Below are 18,000 nucleotides of genomic sequence, written 5' to 3' on the forward strand. Positions count from 1 at the left end.
CTGTATGTCTCACGGCCCCGGGACGAGTCCCCTTTGGCTCGCCCCTGACGCGAACATTCTACTCCAATCGCCGTGCAAGAGAAGAAAGTCGAAATGGCCCGGATACTGATCACCAGCGCTCTGCCCTACATCAATGGCGTCAAGCATCTGGGCAATCTCGCGGGCTCGATGCTGCCCGCCGATGTCTATGCGCGCTTCCAGCGGGTGATGGGTCATGACGTGCTCTATGTCTGCGCCACCGACGAGCACGGCACGCCGGCCGAGCTGGCGGCAGCAACGGCCGGGCAGAGCGTGCGCGAATACTGCGACGAGCAGCACGAGATCCAGAAGCGCGCCGGCGACGGTTTTTCCCTGAGCTATGACGTGTTCGGCCGTACCTCCAGCCAGCCCAATATCACCCTGACCCAGCATTTCGCCGAAGTGCTGGAGGCCAGGGGGCTGATCGAGGAACGTATCGAGCACCAGGTCTTCTCGATCGACGATGACCGCTTCCTGCCGGACCGCTATGTCGAGGGCACCTGTCCGCGTTGCGGTTTCGAGCGCGCGCGCGGCGACCAGTGCGATAATTGCGGCCGCCTGCTGGAGCCGACGGACCTTAAAGAGCCGTACTCCAAGATTTCCGGCTCGAAAAATCTGGAAGTGCGCGAGACCAAGCATCTCCATCTCCTGCAGACGAAGATGGAAACAAGGATCCGCGACTGGGTGGACGCCTCCACCGAATGGCCCAGCCTGGCCAAGTCGATCGCCTATAAATGGCTGGACGAGGGGCTGCGCGACCGTTCCATTACGCGCGACCTGAAATGGGGCGTGCCGGTGACGAAAAACGGTGTGCCGCGCGAGGGCTTCGAGAACAAGGTCTTCTATGTCTGGTTCGATGCGCCCATCGGCTATATCGGCGCGACGGTCGAATGGGCCGACGCCACGGGCGGGGACTGGGAAAGCTGGTGGCGCACGGACAAGGGCGCGGACGACGTGACCTATGTCCAGTTCATGGGCAAGGACAATGTCGCCTTCCACACGGTGTCCTTCCCGGCGACCATTCTGGGGTCCGAAGAGCCCTGGAAGACGGTGGACAAGCTGAAAGCGTTCAACTGGCTGACCTGGTATGGCGGCAAGTTCTCGACTTCGGAAAAGCGCGGCGTCTTCATGGACCAGGCGCTCGATCTGCTGCCGGGCGATTACTGGCGCTGGTATCTCACGGCGAACGCGCCGGAAGGCTCGGACTCGGCTTTCACCTGGGAGCATTTCCAGTCGCTGATCAATTCCGACCTGGCCAATGTGCTGGGCAATTTCGTCAATCGGATCACCAAATACACGGCCTCCAAGTTCGACGGACAGGTGCCGTCTGCCGGTGAGCCCGGCGAGGCCGAGGCCTGGATGGCGGCCGAGCTGGAGACCCGTCTGCCGGCGGTGGTGGCGAATATGGAAGCGATGGAGTTCCGCAAGGCGGCCTCCGAAGTGCGGGCCATCTGGGCGGCGGGCAATGAGTATCTCACCCGGGCCGAGCCCTGGGTGAAGTACAAGACCGATGTCGATGCGGCAGCCGTCGGTGTGCGGACCGGGCTCAACCTGGTCGCGCTGTTCGGCATTCTGGCCCAGCCTTTCATTCCGCAAGCGGCTGCGAAGATCCTCGACGCTGTCGGTGTTCCGGCCGACAAGCGCTACTGGTCGTTCGATGGCCCGGCCGCGGACCTGCTGGACGCGCTGCCGCACGGCCACGCTGTGACCCCGCCGGACGTGCTGTTCGCCAAGATCGAGGATGCGCAGGTCGCCGAATGGACCGAGCGTTTCGGGGGCTCTGACGATTAGACCGGGACGGCGTCTGCCTGCAGACACGGACATCCATTGTGCTCTTGCCGGGACCTCGCCTCGGGACGAAAGCTTCGTCAAGGCGCAGACCCGCTTTGCGGCACCGAAGGTGGCCTTGACGAACCTTTCGTCCCGAGGCCCACTGGCTGACAAGAGATCAATGGGGGAGAGGGCGTTTTCACGCTCTCATTTGATGCGATGAAGTCACTCATCACAGCGGCATTCGTGACGGCAGGGTGTCTGACCGGTGCCGCGATGGCCCAGACCGGCTCCGACTGGCGTGCGGTCGACCCGGAAGACCTGCTCCTCATCGAGGTCGAGGACGGCATGATCGCTATCGAACTGGCCGGCTGGATCGCACCGAACCATGCCGCCCGCATGCGGCAGGCGGCGCGTGACGGCTTTTTCGACGGGCGGGACTTCTATCGCGTGATCGACGGCTTCGTGGCCCAGGCGGGTCGCGGAGAGGAAGCCGATTCGATCGAGCTGCCGCAATATCCGGCGCTGGCGGGCGAGTTCACCGTGCCGGCCGGCAGCGTCACCTTCACACCGATGACCGATGCCGACCTCTATGCGCCGACCGTCGGCCATGTCGACGGTTTTCCCGCGGCGATGAACGAAGCGGGCAGCGAGGTCTGGCCGATCCATTGCCCGGGCACGGTCGCCATGGCGCGCGGCAATGAGCCGGACAGTGGCGATGTGGAATTCTATATCGTCATCGGGCAGGGGCCGCGCCATCTCGATCGGATCATGTCGGTCTTCGGCCGTGTCATTGACGGCATGGAGCATGTGCAGGCGCTGCACCGTGGAGACCCTGCGGTGAATTCCGGCGTGATCGCCGACCCGGCTGAACGGGACACGATCCTGTCGGTGCGTGTGGCGGCCGACCTGCCCGAAGCCGTTCGCCCCGCCTACGAGATCATGCGCACGGACAGCCAGGCCTTCCACGACGCCAAGGCGGCCCGCCGCAACCGCACCCATCCCTTCTTCTTTGAAACGCCGCCGGCCGTGATCGAGGCCTGCCACATGCCCGCGGCCGTGAGGCGCGCCGGATGAGCGATACCGAAGATACTGTCCTGTCGATGATCGGCGCGGCGCTGCACGCCGATGCACCGGGCGATATCATTGCCGAGATCGAGGCCGCGCTGGGGTCGGACGACCGCTGGGTGCTCAATGCCTGCATTCTGTCGATCGGTCACATGGCGCGCCGCTTCCGGACCTACCCGGCCGATCTGAAGGCCCGCGTCTGGCTTGCCGCACGGACGAGTTCGCACGCCGATGTGCTGGCGGGAACGCTGGGGGATGCCGAAAGCGATATCGCGACCTTCAAGGCCGAGGCCGTGTGATGGGGCAGCCGGATATTTCAGCGGCAGAACTGGATTGTCTGGAACGGGCGGCGGCGCTGTTGCTGGAAGCCGAAGACCGTCTGCCCGTTCTCAAGACCATTGCCTGGGACCGGTCGCTGGCCGATGCCTTCTTCGAGAGCGGCGAGCGCGAACTGCCGCGTCCGGTCTATCCGCACATCGATCCCGAGCCCTCGCTGGAGCGCGTGGCTGAAGCGCGCCGCCTGATCGACGGATCGAGCCCGGTGCATGACTGGCTGCTGCGCCTCAGCGAGACGGTCGCCGATACCGCACACATGCTCGAGGCGGTCGGGACGGCAGACTTTCACCGCTATTCCAGCCGGCTCTATGGCGGGCCGGCCAGCCCGATTGCCGATGGCAAGCGCACAGCGCTCGATCTGGCGCGCCGGCTGGACGATGTGCTCGCCGATTTCGACGGCGCGGCGGTGCGGCTCGAACCGCCGGAGGTGCTGACGGCCGGCGATCTCAAGGCGCGGCTGGATGCCGAACTGCCGGCCGCCTTCGGTGCGGTCGCGCCGCGGGTCGAGGTGACGCTGGATGTGTCCGCCAAGGCCGCGGCCGGGCGCGACTATATCAAGCTGCGTGCAGACGCGGCCTTTTCCGACCTCGACGTGGTGCAATTGCTGCAGCACGAGGCCTTCATCCATATCGCGACCAGCCAGAACGGGCTGCGCCAGACGCACTTTCCGGTGCTCGCGGAAAGCCATCCCGGCAATGCGCGCACCCAGGAAGGCCTGGCGGTCTTCGCCGAATTCATCTCCGGCGCGCTCGACCCGCGGCGCTTCCGGCGTCTTGCCGACCGGGTGATTGCCATCGACATGGCGGCCCGGGGCGCCGATTTCATCGAGCTCTACCGCTTCTTCCGCGAGCGCAATGATCGCGACGCGCCGATCGAGGCCTTCGAGAGCGCGCGGCGCGTGGTGCGCGGCGGGGTGGCGGGCGGTGGCGCGCCCTTCACCAAGGATTCGATCTATCTGGGCGGGCTTCTGGAAGTGCACAATTATCTGCGCACGGCCGTGCGGGCCGGCGATATCGCGCTGATCCGCCTCCTGTTCGTGGGCAAGATCGACCTGATGGATCTGGAAGCGATGAAACAGCTGCGCGAGGGCGGGCTGATCGTCGAGCCGGCCTTCATGCCGCCCTGGGCGACGGATCTGCGTTATCTCCTGTCCTACCTGGCTTATTCGACCTTCCTCAACGAGATCGATCTGCGCCATGTCGCGGCGCGCTACGAGCCCTTGTTCACCAGCTGACGGCTGCGGGCCTCATGCCCAGTCGCGGCGGCTGAGCCAGATTACCAGCAGGACGAAGAGAAGCGCGCCACCGCCGCCGCCCAGGGCGAGCGCGATCTGCGCGCGTTCCGGATCCGCCGCCAGCATGTTCACCGGCATCAGCCAGGGGAAGAATATCCCGTATTCGGAACTCGTCGCCGCGACGGCCACGAAGGTGCCGCCGATACCGATTGCTACCGGGGCGGCAAAGCTGCGGAAACGGTGGGCGATGCCCCATTGCACGGCGGCGACGCAGATCCCGGCGATCCACATCTGCCCGTGCAGGCGAAACGCCAGCGCCCAGTCCGGCGCGCCTGCAATGACAAGGTCCGGATCGATCAGAAGCGCGGTCCACGCCGCGGCGAAGGCAGCCAGCGCCACACTGGCCGAGACGAGCGCCATCGTGCCCAGCAGGACCAGGATCTTGGCGGTGAAGATCTGCCAGCGCGGCACCGGCAGGGCGAGCGACCAGGACCAGGTGCCCGGACCGTGTTCGGTCTGGGCCATCAATGCAGCCAGGCCGATCGTGGTCATGGGCAGAAGGAAATAGGCCCAGATCGCCGAGCCCGACATGACCAGTACGGTCCACTCGCCGGCGCCATGGCCGCTGGTCATGGCCAGCACGCCGAGCAGATACACCATGACGGCCGGTGTCGCCGCGACGAGCAGGACGAGCGAGCGGCGCAGTTTGAGGATTTCACATCCGATAGCGCGGATCATGCGGCGGCCTCCTTGCGGGGTGCGGACGTCAGGTCGAGGAACAGGCTCTCCAGATCCGCGCGGAGCGGGGCGAGGGCGCTGACGGCAATCCCGGCGCCGACAAGGGCGGCGTTGAGCCGGGCCGGATCGCCATCGCCTGACAGGATGAATGACCCCGTCGCATCGTCGCGGCTGAACACTGCGAAGCCCTGCGCGCCGGCCAGTGCGATGGCCGCGTCAGGCTTGTCGCACCGGACTTCCAGGCGCTGGCCGGTGCGGGCTGCGAGCGCGCCGATGGCACCGTCGAACACGGTCTCGCCCTGGCGCATCACGCCGACATGGGTGGCGATCTGTTCGACTTCGGACAGGAGGTGGCTGGACATGAAGACGGTGGCACCCGTGCGCTCCGGCAGGTCGCGGATGAGGGCGCGCATGTCACGCATGCCGGACGGGTCCAGCCCGTTGGTCGGTTCGTCCAGAATCAGCAGGCGGGGTTCACCGATCAGCGCGCGGGCCAGGCCGAGGCGCTGGCGCATGCCCAGCGAGTACTGGCCCACCTTGCGCCGGGCATCGCGGGTCATCTCGACCGTCTCCAGCACGGCGCCGATGCGCGCTTTGGGCAGGTCGAGATAGCGGCAGGCCAGTTGCAGGTTCTCGTATCCGGTGAGGTTGGGATAAAGCGCCGGTGTCTCGACGACGGCCCCGACGCGCGCCAGGGCGGCCCGGCGATTGCGCCGGATGTCGTGACCGTCAACGCGCACCGTGCCGGCGTCCGCCCGGATGAGGCCCAGCAGGCAGCGGATCGTCGTGGTCTTGCCGGCCCCGTTGGGACCGAGAAACCCGTAGATCGCGCCTTGCGGCACGGCGAGGTCGACCCGGCGCACGGCATCGACGCGGCCATAGCGCTTGGCAAGCCCGCGGATATCGAGGGGCAATTCGGTCATTTGGCAGAGACTCCTGTCCAGTCCGGCCAGACTGTCCGGCGCCTGTCCAGCAGCACAGGGGGAAAATCCGCACCTCCATCCCGCACGACCGGGGAGGGCGAGACCCAGCCTGTCCGCACGATCATCGATTGACGTTTGCGCTGGGCCCCGTTCGAATGGCGAAAATCACTCAGAGGGGAAGCCTGTCATGAAACGCCATCTTTTCGCCGCCACGGCCGTGCTCGGCCTGACGCTCGCTGCCCAGCCGGCCGTTCTGGCCCAGAGCGAGGATGCGCTCAGCCGTGCGATCGCGGCGGACTATGATGCGCACCTGGAAGCGCTCTACCAGCATTTCCACGCCCATCCGGAACTGTCCCACCAGGAGGTGGAGACCGCGGCGCGCCTCGCCGGGGAGCTGCGCGCGCTGGGCTTCGAGGTCACCGAACAGGTCGGCGGGACGGGCATTGTCGCCGTGATGGAGAATGGCGAGGGGCCGACGCTGATGATGCGGGCCGACATGGACGGTCTGCCGGTGCGCGAGCAGACCGGCCTGTCCTATGCCTCGACCGATACCGGCGTCGATCATCGCGGTGTCGAGAATCCCACCATGCACGCCTGCGCCCACGACACGCACATGACCGCCCTGGTCGGCGCGGCGCGGCAGCTGGTCGAGCGCACCGATGACTGGTCGGGCACGCTGGTGCTGATCGGCCAGCCGGCCGAGGAGCTGGGCGAGGGCGCCATCGCCATGATCGAGGACGGTCTGTTCGAACGCTTCCCGACGCCGGACTTCAACATCTCCTTCCACACCTTCTCGGCCATTCCGACCGGCACGATCACCTATGTGCCCGGCTATGCGATGGCGAATGTCGATTCGGTGGACATCTATGTGCGCGGCCGTGGCGGCCACGGCGCCTATCCGCACACCACCAAGGATCCGATCTATCTGGCCTCGATGATCGTGGTCGGCCTGCAATCGCTGATCTCGCGCGAGCTGTCGCCGCTCGAGCCGGGCGTGGTGACGGTCGGCGCCTTCAATGCCGGCGCCAAGCACAACATCATCTCCGACGAGGCGCATCTGCAGCTTACCGTGCGCTCCTATTCCGACGAGACCCGCAATCACCTGCTCACGGGTATCCAGCGCATCGCCAATGCCCAGGCCGAGGCCTACGGGCTGACCGAGGCGGAGTATCCGCGCATCGAGATCGAGGAGACCTATACGCCGGCGCTCTACAATAATCCGGATCTGGCCAGCCGCGCCGTCGGCGCCCTGCGCGCCCGTTTCGGCAATGAGGCCGTCGTGGAGACCGATCCGGTGATGGGCGGCGAGGACTTCTCGCAATACCACCGTACCGAACACGACATCCCGACCTTCATGTTCTGGGTCGGCGGCACGACCCAGGCGCGGCTGGACGAATACACCGCCAACGGCCAGGTGCCGCCGTCCAACCACTCGCCCTTCTTCGCGCCCGACGATCCGGAAGGCACGATCACCCAGGCGGCCGAAGCCATGACCAGTGTCGCCCTGGACATCCTGGCGCCTGCCGAAGGCGAATAGGCACAAGACCGGTGTCCGGCTTCGGCAGCTGGCGAATTGCCGCTGCCGGGCCGGCTCACTAGGTTGGGGGCCGATCAAGGGGAGGGGTGAGGCATGTCGCTGATTCCGGCAGACAATCATCTGGCCGTCATGGCCGCATTGTTCACGATCGCCGCGGTGGCGTTTCTTCTGGAGAAGACCCGCATCGGCGCGCTGGTCACCGGCACGGTCTCGGCGATCTTCATCGCCATCCTGGCGGCCAATCTGCGCATCATACCCAGCTCGGCCCCGGCCTATGATTTCGTCTGGACCTATTTCGTCCCGGTCCTGATCCCGCTCTTCCTGATGAAGGCGGACCTCAAGCGCATCTTCTTCGAGACCACCCGCATGGCGGCGGCGTTCATGCTCGCCTCGGCGGCGACCGTGATCGGTGCGGTCATCGCCTTCTCCCTGATCCATGTCGGCGATTACGAGGCCGGCGCTGTGGCCGCGGAATACGGATCGCGCCAGGCCGCCGCGGCCGGCGCCTTCACGGCGACCTATATCGGCGGCTCGGTGAATTACGGCGCGCTGATGAGCTCCACCGGGCTCGGCGCTGCAGACCCCAGCTTTGCCTCGGCGATGACGGCTGTCGACAATCTCTATTCCGGCTTCTTCCTGGCGCTGCTGGCGATCATTCCCGGCGTCAGCTGGATCGCCTCGCGTTTCGTCCAGCGCGATCACAGCCAGGGCGAGATCGAGGTTGCCGGGGAAGATCCGATCTCGCCGGCCTCGCTGACCCTGTCCATGGCCTATGCCCTGGTGGTGGTCGCGCTCGGCTCCCTCGTGGCCGACCTTCTCGACCAGGTCTGGGACGATGCCGGCCGCAAGTGGAAGTTCGCCATCATCTCGGTGCTCTCGCTGATCCCGGCCACGGCATTCCCGAAGACGATGGGGCGCCTGCGCGGCGGCTACGAGATCGGGATCGCGCTCAGCTTTGTCTTCTTCGCGATGATCGCGGCGGGGGCCGATGTGGTGTCGCTGCTGCAGCTCGCACCGGTCCTGATGCTGCTGATCGGCATTCTTCTGGTGGTGCACGCCATTGTGCTGTTCGGTCTGGGCAGCCTTTTGCGCCTGTCCCTGCCGGAACTGATCACGGCGTCCAATGCCGCCATTCTCGGCGCCACGACGGCGCCGGCCCTGGCGGCGGCGAAGGGCTGGAAGGATCTGGTCACGCCCGGGGTTCTGGTCGGTGTACTGGGCTATGCCATCGGCACGCCCATCGCGACGCTCGTCTTCGAGTTCTGGCCGGGCTGACACGCGGCACGACATTACGCGAGCTTCACACCGCCTTCAGCTGCCCGAAGGATGCGGACTGTCATAGACTGCATCCGACAGGGACCTCCCGTGCATCGTAGGGGGGAAAGCGAATTTGGAGGGAGTTCCATGACTGACAGAACCATCACCGGAAAAATCGTGGCCGGTGCCGTGGCAACGGTGGCCGGTATCGGTGCGCTGTCGATGGCGGCCAATGCCCAGTCGGGCGGCGGTCAGAGCTATGACGGCGATCATGTGCGCGTCGAGAATTTCATCGGCCGGGTGGAAATCCGCACCGGCGGATCGGACATCCGCGTCGAGATCCGCAATCCGGGCGATGTCGCCGGGGATCCGGTCGCCAGCGGCGCCGGCAATGGCGTGACGATCGATGGCGGCCAGAGCGTGCGCAATCTGAACTGCCGCACCCGCGACAACGAAATCCTCATCGGCCGGCGCTTCGCTTCGCATTCCATCGACGAATATCCGACCCTGGTCATCACGGCGCCGGACACGATCACCTTCGAACTCGATGACAGCGCCTTTGTCGGCGAGGCCGGCGATCTGGGCGCGCTGAACCTGTCGATGAACAGCTGCGGCCGCTTCGAGGCCGGAGCGATTGCCGGCGAGGCCGACATCCGCATCAACGGTTCCGGCGATGTGACCGTCGGGGATATCGGCGGCGATGCCGAGATCGGCATCAATGGTTCCGGTGATGTTGTGACCGGTACGATCGGTGGCCGCATCCATGTCGGGATCAACGGGTCGGGCGATGTGGAAACCCGTGAGGTTGCCGGCGACGGCGAAGTCGACATCAACGGTTCCGGCGACGTCGAGTTCGCGCGTGTTGCCGGTCTCGATGTCGATATATCGGGCTCCGGCGACGTGGCCGTCGGCAGCATGGACGGTGCCTTCAACGCCGGCATCGCCGGTTCCGGCGACATCATCGTACGCCGGGGTCAGGCACAGCCCTTCGAGGCGAATATCAACGGCTCCGGCGATATCAGCTTCGGCGGTACGGCGACCGACGTGCGCATCCGCGAAGGCGGTGGCGGCGATGTCGAGATTGCCGAGATCGAAGGCTCGGTCGACTGGCGCCGCAATGGCCGCACCGTGCTGCGCTCCGGCGGCAGCAAATAGGCTCCAGCAGGTGGCGTCCCGGTCCGGTCCGGCCTCACGGCCGGGCCGGGCGCCATTTTGCAGCTTCGTACAGGGCGATCGCGGCCGCATTCGACACGTTCAGGCTTTCCACCGCCTGCGTCATCGGGATGCGCACCAGCTGATCGCAGGACGCGGCCACGCGCGGCCGCAATCCCTTCTCTTCCGAGCCCATCACCAGCACGATACCCGGGCCATGCCCCTTGCCGTCCGGCCCGGCCAGCGCGGCCGCCAGCTCTGTCTCGCCTTCGCCGGCCAGACCCAGCACGAAGCGGCCGGCCTTGCGGAACTCGGTCAGCGTGTCGGCGATATTTGTGACGCGCACGTGCGCCACCCGCTCGGCGGCACCGACAGCGCTTTTGCAGACCGTGCCGAAGAGGGGCGGGGCCTTGCGGTCCTGCATCACGACGGCGCGCACGCCAAACGCCGCAGCCGAGCGAAGGATCGCGCCGACATTGTGCGGGTCGGTGATCTGGTCGAGCACCAGCAGGGCGCCATGGGTGGGATCCGTGACGCCTGCGACCGGCTCTGCGTCGAGCGCGGCGGCACGGGCAGCAAAGCCCTGGTGCACCGCACCGGGCGGCAGGTCATTGTCGAGTGCGCGCGGTTCGACGGTGTTGGCCTGTGTCCCTTCGGGCAGTTCGCGCGCGGCATTGCGGGTGACACGCAGCTCGAGGATTTTCCGGCGCGGATTTGCGACAGCGGCGAGCACTGCGTGACGCCCCCAGATCCACCCCGAATCGCCAGTGCCAGCAGGCCTGGAGCCGCGGCTGTAATCGGGGCGTTTGGGGCTGTTGCGCCTTGGGTTCTTCGTCACTATAGTCCGCGCTCCTGTTTCGGGGCTCCGCCCGGTGAGGCCTGCCATAGCACGGCTGAAGCCAAGCTGAGAGACTTCGTTGCAGGACATCCTTCCGCCGGTTATTTCCGGACATGAAGGCACCCTGTGGAGGGGTGGGAGAGTGGTTAAATCCAGCAGACTGTAAATCTGCCCGCTATGCGTACGCTGGTTCGAATCCAGCCCCCTCCACCACCCTTCGCCCTGCGGGCTTCGGGTGCTGGTCGTTTGATCTCACGGCAACTCGCTTCGCTCGCGCCTCCGATGGGGCGGGCTGACCGCCCGGCGCGCGGTCGCGCTTGCGAACCCTTCGGGTTCGTAGCGGTTCGTCTGGCTTCACCTGTTTGGCGCCCGCCACTGCAGCGGTGTTCAATTGCTCTCTCGACCTTTGGCGCGGTTACCGGTAAACACCAGCGCCCTGATGCGGGTATAGCACAATGGTAGTGCAGCAGCCTTCCAAGCTGAGGATGCGGGTTCGATTCCCGCTACCCGCTCCACCCTTCGCCCTGCGGGCTTCGGGTGGCAGGCCACCCGCAGCGCGCACTTGGGGCGAAGAGGTGTCGCCCGAAGCCTTGGCGCAGGGGCACTGGCCGCGACATGCTCTCCTCCAGCCGCCCCGACGCAAGCATCTTCGGCCAGTCCGCGAAATGCCGGCATGACTGCGTGCGGGGACTGCCGTGCACAGCCGCATCATCCCGCGCTTGCCTCTTGCCTTTGGGTAAAACCGGCGCTATCCCGCGCCCGGTCCTTCGGGTACGGCCGTATCCGAACAGTTTCACTTGCATCCACGTCGATAGCCCATCTTCGCGATTAGGTCGGCGTCCAAGAGGAAAACACGATGGCGAAGGAAAAGTTTGAGCGCACTAAGCCGCACGCGAACATTGGCACGATTGGTCACGTTGACCACGGCAAGACGACGCTGACGGCAGCGATCACGATGGTGCTGGCCGAGCAGGGCGGCGGCACGGCGAAGAAGTATGACGAGATTGACGCTGCGCCGGAAGAGAAGGCGCGCGGCATCACGATCTCGACGGCCCACGTCGAGTACGAGACGGCGAACCGTCACTATGCGCACGTGGATTGCCCGGGTCACGCCGACTATGTGAAGAACATGATCACGGGTGCAGCGCAGATGGACGGCGCGATCCTGGTTGTGAACGCGGCCGACGGCCCGATGCCGCAGACGCGTGAACACATCCTGCTGGCCCGCCAGGTTGGCGTTCCGGCTCTGGTTGTGTTCCTGAACAAGGTTGACCAGGTCGACGACGAGGAGCTCCTGGAGCTGGTGGAGATGGAAGTTCGCGAACTTCTGTCGTCCTACGACTTCCCGGGCGACGATATTCCGATCGTTGCGGGTTCGGCTCTGGCGGCTGTTGAAGGCCGTGACGAGAACATCGGCAAGGAGAAGATCCTCGAGCTGATGGCGGCTGTGGACGAATACATCCCGACGCCGGACCGTCCGATTGACCAGCCCTTCCTGATGCCGATCGAGGACGTGTTCTCGATCTCGGGCCGGGGTACGGTTGTGACGGGGCGTGTCGAGCGCGGTGTTGTGAAGGTCGGCGAGGAAATCGAGATCGTCGGCATCCGTGACACGCAGAAGACGACGTGCACGGGCGTGGAGATGTTCCGCAAGCTGCTGGACCAGGGCCAGGCCGGCGACAATGTCGGCGTTCTGCTGCGCGGTATCGACCGTGAAGGCGTTGAGCGCGGTCAGGTTCTGTGCAAGCCGGGTTCGATCAAGCCGCACTCGAAGTTCGTGGCCGAAGCCTACATCCTGACGAAGGAAGAGGGTGGCCGTCACACGCCGTTCTTCACGAACTACCGTCCGCAATTCTACTTCCGCACGACCGACGTGACCGGCGTCGTGACGCTGAAGGAAGGCACCGAGATGGTGATGCCGGGCGACAATGTGGAAATGAATGTCGAGCTGATCACGCCGATCGCCATGGAAGAGAAGCTGCGCTTCGCTATCCGTGAAGGCGGCCGTACCGTCGGCGCAGGCGTCGTCTCCAAGATCGTCGAGTAATCGCCCGATCCATACCGATGCTGAAACGGCGGGCCTTCGGGTCCGCCGTTTTCGTTTGTGCCTGTATTGCTGCGGGCTGATGTGCCGGACTGCGGTGCGCTGTCGCATGACAGGCCGTCGTATGGACACGCCCGGAGGCCGCCGGTACCACTTTCGCCCTGGGCTGAGGAAGTATCCGCGATCATGGCCGAAACGCTCGAACTGAGACTGAACCCGGCGCTCGACGCGCAGAAATGGGCAGAGATCTATGCGCGCGACCGGCTCGTCCGGATCCCCGACGTGTTCGAGCCGGCGCTGGCCGAGCACATCGAAACCCTTCTCGCGCGTACCCTGAACTGGCGCCTGGTCTTCGCCGAGGCCGATCCGTCGGCACCGGGCGGGGAACGGGTTTCCAAGCTGACGCAGCAGGATATTGCCGCGATGGGGCGGCAGGCCATCGGTGCCAAGATCGGCCATGTCATGGAACGGGCGCGCGACAATTACGGCTATCTCTACGACAGCTATCCGATGATCGAGGCCTATACGTCGGGCTGGGATGCGGGCCATCCGATCCACCAGCTCACCGAGTTCATCAATTCGCCGGAGTTTCTCGAACTGGGCAAGACCGTGACCGGGGCACCGCTGGTGACCAAGGCCGATGCCCAGGCGACCCGCTATGCGCGGGGCCACTTCCTGACGCGGCATATCGACGAGGGCCACGACAAGGAACGCGTTGCGGCCTACACGCTGGGCTTCACGCGCAACTGGCAGCCCGACTGGGGCGGTCTCCTGATGCTGCTCGACGACAATCTGGACATCAGCCGTGCCTTCCTGCCGCGCTTCAACGTGCTGTCGATCTTTGACGGACGGCGCATCCATTCGGTCAGCGCGGTGTCGCCCTTCGCCGGCGGTGCGCGGCACCAGATTACCGGCTGGTTCCGGAACGATCCGCCTTACCGGACAACATGATGCAGGACACGCGGCTGGCTCAAGCCGGGCAATTGCGCCTGGCCAATGATTTCGCCGGGGCCCGCGCCCTGTGCGAGGCCGTGCTCGCCGACCGGCCTGGCGATGCGGGGGCCATGGCCTTGCTGGGTGTCTGTGCCGTCGAGACCGGTGACCTTGCCGGCGGCCGCGACTGGCTCGACAAGGCCGAAGCGTCCGATCCCGGTCTCGGCCTGGTTCCGCTATACCGGTCCATTCTCCACGAGGCGGAAGGAGATCTTCCCGCCGCTCTGGCCGCTGCGCAGCGGGCGAGCGAGCTGTCGCCGGAGCGGTTCGATGTCTGGGGGCGCTATGGCGACCTGGCCGGACGGGCCGCAGATTTCGATACGGCTGCACGCGCGCTCGACAAGGCGCTGTCGACCGCCGATGCCGGTCATCCGGCCCGCCCGCATGTCGCGCTGCGGCTGGCGGGGGCCGAGCTGGAATGCAAGCGTCTCGATGCGGCCGCCGCCGCTCTGGACATCGCCGAGGCCGAAGGGCTTGCCGGTTCTCTGGATGTGCTGCGTCTGCGCTCGGATCTCGCCCGGTTCGCCGGCGATTTCACCGCGCTGACCGCCGCCGCCGAAGCCTGGCACGCGCTGGATCCGCAGGACATGGAAGCACGGGGCGCGCTGGCCATGGGGCTGGGGCAGCAGGGCTATTACCGCAAGGCGATCCGGATCTACCGGCCGGTCGTCGACGCCGATCCGGACACCGCTGACAACTGGGCGGCGCTGGGCCGGCTGATCCTCGGCGCACGCGATATCGACGGCGCGCGCGCCGCCTTCGACAAGGCATTGTCGCTCGATCCCGATTGTGCCGAAGCCTGTTTCGGGCTCGCCCGCATCCACACTTTCCGTGGCGAGCAGGAGAAGGCGATCGAGATGTGCCGGCGGACGCTGGCCATCGATCCGGGGAATTTCGAGGCCTATGGCCAGCTCTCCGAAGTGTCCGGGGGCCGTCTGACCGATGAAGAGGTCGAACGCCTGGAGACCGAAGCGGCCCGGCCCGGCATGCCGGCCGACAGACTGTCGATCGGCCTGTTTGCGCTGGGCGATGCCCGGCACCGGCGCGGTCAGCGAGAGGCCGCTTTTGCGGCCTGGTCACGGGCCAATGACACCAAGAAACTCCAGCATAACGGCGCCGTCGTGTCGGCCTATGACCGCCCCGAGCAGGAGCGGCGCACCGAATGGCTGACACAGGTGTTTGCCGGACCGGTCGCCAAGCCGTCCCCGGCGCTTGAGCAGGCCCCCATCTTCATCGTCGGCATGCCGCGCTCCGGCACGACACTCATCGAGGCCGCCATCGCTGCCCATGACGACGTCCAGGCCGGCGGCGAGCTCAGCATGATGCCGGTCCTGTTCGAGGCTTTCATCCGCTGGGCGCGGGAGACCGGCTGGTCTGGCGGCGAAATTCCCGAAGATGTGCTGGCACCCTGGCGCGAGCGCTACCTGTCGCAGTATCGCGAATACGGCCTCACGGGCACGCCCTACGTCACCGACAAACAGCCGGCGAACTTCCTGGCCGTTGGCCTGATCCGACAGATGTTCCCCAAGGCGCCGGTCATCCATATCCGCCGCAAGCCGGTGGAGGTGGCGTTCTCGATCTTCCGGCGCAATTTCTCGCGCATGTGGCCGTTCGCGCACGATCTCGACGATATCGCGCATTACTACGCGCTTCAGGCGCGGCTGGGCGCGCACTGGGCCGAGACCTATCCCGATCATGTCACGCCCCTGCAGTACGAGGCGCTGGTCGGTGATTTCGAAGCGCGGCTGCGTTTCGTGCTCGCGCGGTGCGGCTTGAGCTGGAGCCGGAAGTGCCTCGAATACTACGATGTCGAGCGCACGGTGATGACGTTCAGTGCGACCCAGGTCCGGCGGCCGCCGTCAAAGGAGCACCTGGACTCGACCTCGCCCTACGCGACATTCCTGAGCCCGTTCGATGCCGCTTTGTCACGCCAATGTGTCGACAATGAAACCGGTATGTGGGTGGAATGCGACGGCAATGCAGCCCCCGATCCGGACCAGCCGGCCCCGAAGCCGGGGCTTGGCGGATTGATGCAGCGGGTCCTGTCGGGCCGCCGTGCGCGGGACCGGTCATGAGTGCCGATCTCCAGCTCGCGATGCAATTGCTGCAAAGCGGCCGGGCCGGGGAGGCGGAGGCCAGGCTGGACGCCGTGATCGCGACGCGGCCGGATGATGTCGAGGCGCTGCATCTGCGCGGTGTCGTCCGCGGCCGGTTGGGCCGGTTTGCGGCCGGCATTGCCGATCTTGAGGCCGCTCTAGAGCGGCACCACCAGCCGTTTGCCGTCCTCGGCAATCTGGGAAATCTCAAGCGCAGGGCCGGGGATCTCGCCGGGGCTGTAGAGGCTTACCGTGCCGCCCTGGCGCGCAAGCCGGACTTCGCTGACGCGATGACCAATCTGGCCATCACATTGTCGGATCTGGGCCGCAGCGAGGAGGCGGAAGCCGCTTTCCGCGATGTTCTCAAGGCCGTGCCCGACAGTACGGCTGCGCTCAACGGGCTGGGCAATCTGCGCTCGCGGGCCGGCGACGAGGCAGGCGCACTGGACTTCTACTCACGCGCCATCGATGCAACTCCCCGGGCGGCGATGCCACGCATCAACCGGGGCAGCGTGCTGCGGTCGGTCAATCGGCTTGCGGATTCCCTGCAGGACCTCGACACGGCCTGCCGGCTGTCGCCGGGCCAGGCAGAGGCCCACTTCCAGCGCGGCCATACGCTGCGTACGCTCGGGCGCACCGCCGAGGCGCGGGAAGCCTACTGGCAGGCGTCGCGGTGTGCGCCCTTGCGGGCAGATATCCACAGGGACCTGGCGAGCTTGCTCTGGGAGCTGGGAGAGGGGCGCGGTGCGACTGCCGCCCTGGACTCCGTTCTGGCAAGTCAGGCGGATCCTGAGCTGGCCTATACCAAAGCCCGCGTTCTGTTGCGGACCGGCTATCCTGACGATGCGCTCGAAGCGCTTGAAGTCGCACTTGGGAGCGAGCCGGCACATGCGCGGGCCCTGGCGCTGCGCGGGGAGATCCGGAGCAAGCAGGGCGATGGGGAGGCGGGGCTTGCCGACCTGCGTGCCGCCCTCGCTGCAAGCGGTGGCGACGATTTCGAGATCCGTCACCAGCTGGTCGAGGCGTGCCTGACGCACGGCCGCATCGAAGAGGCGGTCGACGCACTTCGCGCCGACCCGCCCGCGGAGCATCTGCAAAAGCATGTCGCCCTGCAGGCGACCGCCTGGCGCTGCGCGGGCGACGATCGATACACGCGCCTGTATGACTACGACCGGCTGACGGCGAAGCGGTTCATCGATACGCCCGCCGGCTACACATCGCTTGACGCGTTCAACGAGGCCCTGGCCGAGCGGATCGCCGCACTTCATGCCACGCAGGCCCAGCCGATCGAGCAGACCCTGTTCGGCGGCACCCAGTCGCCGGGGCGTCTGTGGGATAGCGACGATCCGGTCATCCAGGCGCTTGCCCGGGCGCTGCAGGCCGCCGCACAGCGTTTTGTCGCCGATCTGCCGGACGATCCCGAGCACCCCTTCCTCGCACGCAAGTCCGACCGGCTGAAACTGACCGGCGCCTGGTCCGTCAGGCTGCGCTCGGGGGGCGGTCATGTCGACCATATCCATCCAGCCGGATGGATCAGCGCCAGTTATTATGTCCATGTTCCCGAGACGGTGCTGCGCGGCGAGCGTGCCGGATGGCTGCGTCTGGGGGCTCCGGGCCTGCCCGGTCTCGACCTGCCGGCTGAACGCTATATCTGTCCCGAGGCCGGCGCGGCAATCTTCTTCCCCTCCTACATGTGGCACGGTGTCGAGCCGTTCGAGAGCGAGGATGTGCGCGTGACGGCACCCTTCGACCTGCTGCCGGAATAGCTATTTGTACGGTGTATTGTGACGCCCGATTCCCGCGAAAAGGCTTGGTAAAATCAGGTCTTGCCGAAAGGTCTGCGGCAAATGCGCAACAGTGCAGCGTGAATGACGCTTGGCATGGGGATGTGACGGACGTGTGTCATTGACCCTTCGCATTCTGCATGGGTACCTTGCAGATAAGGCGGGGAATCGTGAGCTCCGCCGAGCCGGGGGGATGCTGCCTGAATAATCAA

The 18,000-nt window shown here is 66.1% G+C and carries 14 protein-coding genes and 2 tRNA genes; 13 read left to right on the forward strand and 3 right to left on the reverse strand.

Going from position 1 to position 18,000, the window contains the following annotated elements:
- Window positions 1-93: 93 nt before the first annotated feature.
- The 4 genes from metG to PKE71_RS02015 all read left to right on the forward strand — a co-directional run bounded on the left by metG (window position 94) and on the right by PKE71_RS02015 (window position 4,426).
- Window positions 94-1,809, forward strand: a complete 1,716-nt coding sequence (gene metG, locus PKE71_RS02000) for a methionine--tRNA ligase (protein ID WP_271185281.1) — start codon at window positions 94-96, stop codon at window positions 1,807-1,809.
- Between the two features lie 198 nt (window positions 1,810-2,007).
- On the forward strand, window positions 2,008-2,865 hold the full coding sequence (locus PKE71_RS02005; protein WP_271185282.1) for a peptidylprolyl isomerase: 858 nt from the start codon (window positions 2,008-2,010) through the stop codon (window positions 2,863-2,865).
- Window positions 2,862-3,155, forward strand: a complete 294-nt coding sequence (locus tag PKE71_RS02010) for a hypothetical protein (RefSeq protein ID WP_271185283.1) — start codon at window positions 2,862-2,864, stop codon at window positions 3,153-3,155. The genes PKE71_RS02005 and PKE71_RS02010 overlap by 4 nt, the downstream gene beginning before the upstream one ends.
- Entirely contained in the window at window positions 3,155-4,426 is a 1,272-nt protein-coding gene (locus tag PKE71_RS02015) for a flavohemoglobin expression-modulating QEGLA motif protein (protein WP_271185284.1), read from the forward strand. The genes PKE71_RS02010 and PKE71_RS02015 overlap by 1 nt, the downstream gene beginning before the upstream one ends.
- 12 nt (window positions 4,427-4,438) lie before the next feature.
- On the opposite strand, the gene PKE71_RS02020 is transcribed toward PKE71_RS02015, so the two are convergent.
- Both PKE71_RS02020 and PKE71_RS02025 read right to left on the reverse strand, forming a co-directional pair.
- Complete coding sequence (locus tag PKE71_RS02020) at window positions 4,439-5,164, reverse strand: ABC transporter permease (protein WP_271185285.1); 726 nt, start codon at window positions 5,162-5,164, stop codon at window positions 4,439-4,441.
- On the reverse strand, window positions 5,161-6,087 hold the full coding sequence (locus PKE71_RS02025) for an ABC transporter ATP-binding protein (RefSeq protein WP_271185286.1): 927 nt from the start codon (window positions 6,085-6,087) through the stop codon (window positions 5,161-5,163). The genes PKE71_RS02020 and PKE71_RS02025 overlap by 4 nt, the downstream gene beginning before the upstream one ends.
- A 187-nt stretch (window positions 6,088-6,274) precedes the next feature.
- Here PKE71_RS02025 and PKE71_RS02030 point away from each other — a divergent pair, with 187 nt between their 5' ends.
- From PKE71_RS02030 to PKE71_RS02040, 3 genes are all read left to right on the forward strand, one after another.
- The gene (locus PKE71_RS02030) at window positions 6,275-7,624 is read left to right on the forward strand and encodes a M20 metallopeptidase family protein (RefSeq protein WP_271185287.1); all 1,350 of its coding nucleotides are present in this window, start codon (window positions 6,275-6,277) and stop codon (window positions 7,622-7,624) included.
- A gap of 93 nt (window positions 7,625-7,717) precedes the next feature.
- On the forward strand, window positions 7,718-8,899 hold the full coding sequence (locus PKE71_RS02035) for a DUF819 family protein (RefSeq protein ID WP_271185288.1): 1,182 nt from the start codon (window positions 7,718-7,720) through the stop codon (window positions 8,897-8,899).
- Window positions 8,900-9,028: 129 nt separating this feature from the next.
- Complete coding sequence (locus PKE71_RS02040) at window positions 9,029-10,036, forward strand: GIN domain-containing protein (protein WP_271185289.1); 1,008 nt, start codon at window positions 9,029-9,031, stop codon at window positions 10,034-10,036.
- A gap of 34 nt (window positions 10,037-10,070) precedes the next feature.
- Here PKE71_RS02040 and rlmB read toward each other — a convergent pair whose 3' ends face one another.
- Window positions 10,071-10,919 (reverse strand): 23S rRNA (guanosine(2251)-2'-O)-methyltransferase RlmB, encoded by an 849-nt coding sequence (gene rlmB, locus PKE71_RS02045; protein WP_271185290.1) that lies wholly within the window; start codon window positions 10,917-10,919, stop codon window positions 10,071-10,073.
- An 80-nt stretch (window positions 10,920-10,999) separates the two neighbouring features.
- Here rlmB and PKE71_RS02050 point away from each other — a divergent pair.
- The 6 genes from PKE71_RS02050 to PKE71_RS02075 all read left to right on the forward strand — a co-directional run bounded on the left by PKE71_RS02050 (window position 11,000) and on the right by PKE71_RS02075 (window position 17,770).
- A tRNA-Tyr gene (locus PKE71_RS02050) sits at window positions 11,000-11,084 on the forward strand.
- 228 nt (window positions 11,085-11,312) lie between these two features.
- Window positions 11,313-11,386 (forward strand) — tRNA-Gly (locus PKE71_RS02055).
- A 341-nt stretch (window positions 11,387-11,727) separates the two neighbouring features.
- Window positions 11,728-12,918: an elongation factor Tu gene (gene tuf, locus PKE71_RS02060; RefSeq protein ID WP_271185291.1), complete on the forward strand. Its 1,191-nt coding sequence runs from the start codon at window positions 11,728-11,730 to the stop codon at window positions 12,916-12,918.
- A 183-nt stretch (window positions 12,919-13,101) separates the two neighbouring features.
- A complete protein-coding gene (locus PKE71_RS02065; protein ID WP_271185292.1) occupies window positions 13,102-13,866 on the forward strand; it encodes a 2OG-Fe(II) oxygenase in 765 nt (254 codons plus the stop codon).
- Window positions 13,863-15,983 (forward strand): tetratricopeptide repeat-containing sulfotransferase family protein, encoded by a 2,121-nt coding sequence (locus PKE71_RS02070; RefSeq protein ID WP_271185293.1) that lies wholly within the window; start codon window positions 13,863-13,865, stop codon window positions 15,981-15,983. The genes PKE71_RS02065 and PKE71_RS02070 overlap by 4 nt, the downstream gene beginning before the upstream one ends.
- Complete coding sequence (locus PKE71_RS02075) at window positions 15,980-17,770, forward strand: tetratricopeptide repeat protein (RefSeq protein ID WP_271185294.1); 1,791 nt, start codon at window positions 15,980-15,982, stop codon at window positions 17,768-17,770. Before PKE71_RS02070 ends, PKE71_RS02075 begins: the two co-directional genes overlap by 4 nt.
- Window positions 17,771-18,000 lie beyond the last annotated feature (230 nt).

The sequence above is a fragment of the Maricaulis virginensis genome (assembly GCF_027922185.1).
GTDB classification, from domain to species: Bacteria; Pseudomonadota; Alphaproteobacteria; order Caulobacterales; family Maricaulaceae; genus Maricaulis; species Maricaulis virginensis.

Excerpts from the sequence above, each read along its gene's own strand:
- metG (WP_271185281.1), top strand. The coding sequence starts at position 94 with ATGGCCCGGATACTGATCACCAGCGCTCTGCCCTACATCAATGGCGTC.
- PKE71_RS02005 (WP_271185282.1), top strand. The coding sequence starts at position 2,008 with ATGAAGTCACTCATCACAGCGGCATTCGTGACGGCAGGGTGTCTGACC.
- PKE71_RS02010 (WP_271185283.1), top strand. The coding sequence starts at position 2,862 with ATGAGCGATACCGAAGATACTGTCCTGTCGATGATCGGCGCGGCGCTG.
- PKE71_RS02015 (WP_271185284.1), top strand. The coding sequence starts at position 3,155 with ATGGGGCAGCCGGATATTTCAGCGGCAGAACTGGATTGTCTGGAACGG.
- PKE71_RS02020 (WP_271185285.1), bottom strand. The coding sequence starts at position 5,164 with ATGATCCGCGCTATCGGATGTGAAATCCTCAAACTGCGCCGCTCGCTC.
- PKE71_RS02025 (WP_271185286.1), bottom strand. The coding sequence starts at position 6,087 with ATGACCGAATTGCCCCTCGATATCCGCGGGCTTGCCAAGCGCTATGGC.
- PKE71_RS02030 (WP_271185287.1), top strand. The coding sequence starts at position 6,275 with ATGAAACGCCATCTTTTCGCCGCCACGGCCGTGCTCGGCCTGACGCTC.
- PKE71_RS02035 (WP_271185288.1), top strand. The coding sequence starts at position 7,718 with ATGTCGCTGATTCCGGCAGACAATCATCTGGCCGTCATGGCCGCATTG.
- PKE71_RS02040 (WP_271185289.1), top strand. The coding sequence starts at position 9,029 with ATGACTGACAGAACCATCACCGGAAAAATCGTGGCCGGTGCCGTGGCA.
- rlmB (WP_271185290.1), bottom strand. The coding sequence starts at position 10,919 with ATGGCAGGCCTCACCGGGCGGAGCCCCGAAACAGGAGCGCGGACTATA.
- tuf (WP_271185291.1), top strand. The coding sequence starts at position 11,728 with ATGGCGAAGGAAAAGTTTGAGCGCACTAAGCCGCACGCGAACATTGGC.
- PKE71_RS02065 (WP_271185292.1), top strand. The coding sequence starts at position 13,102 with ATGGCCGAAACGCTCGAACTGAGACTGAACCCGGCGCTCGACGCGCAG.
- PKE71_RS02070 (WP_271185293.1), top strand. The coding sequence starts at position 13,863 with ATGATGCAGGACACGCGGCTGGCTCAAGCCGGGCAATTGCGCCTGGCC.
- PKE71_RS02075 (WP_271185294.1), top strand. The coding sequence starts at position 15,980 with ATGAGTGCCGATCTCCAGCTCGCGATGCAATTGCTGCAAAGCGGCCGG.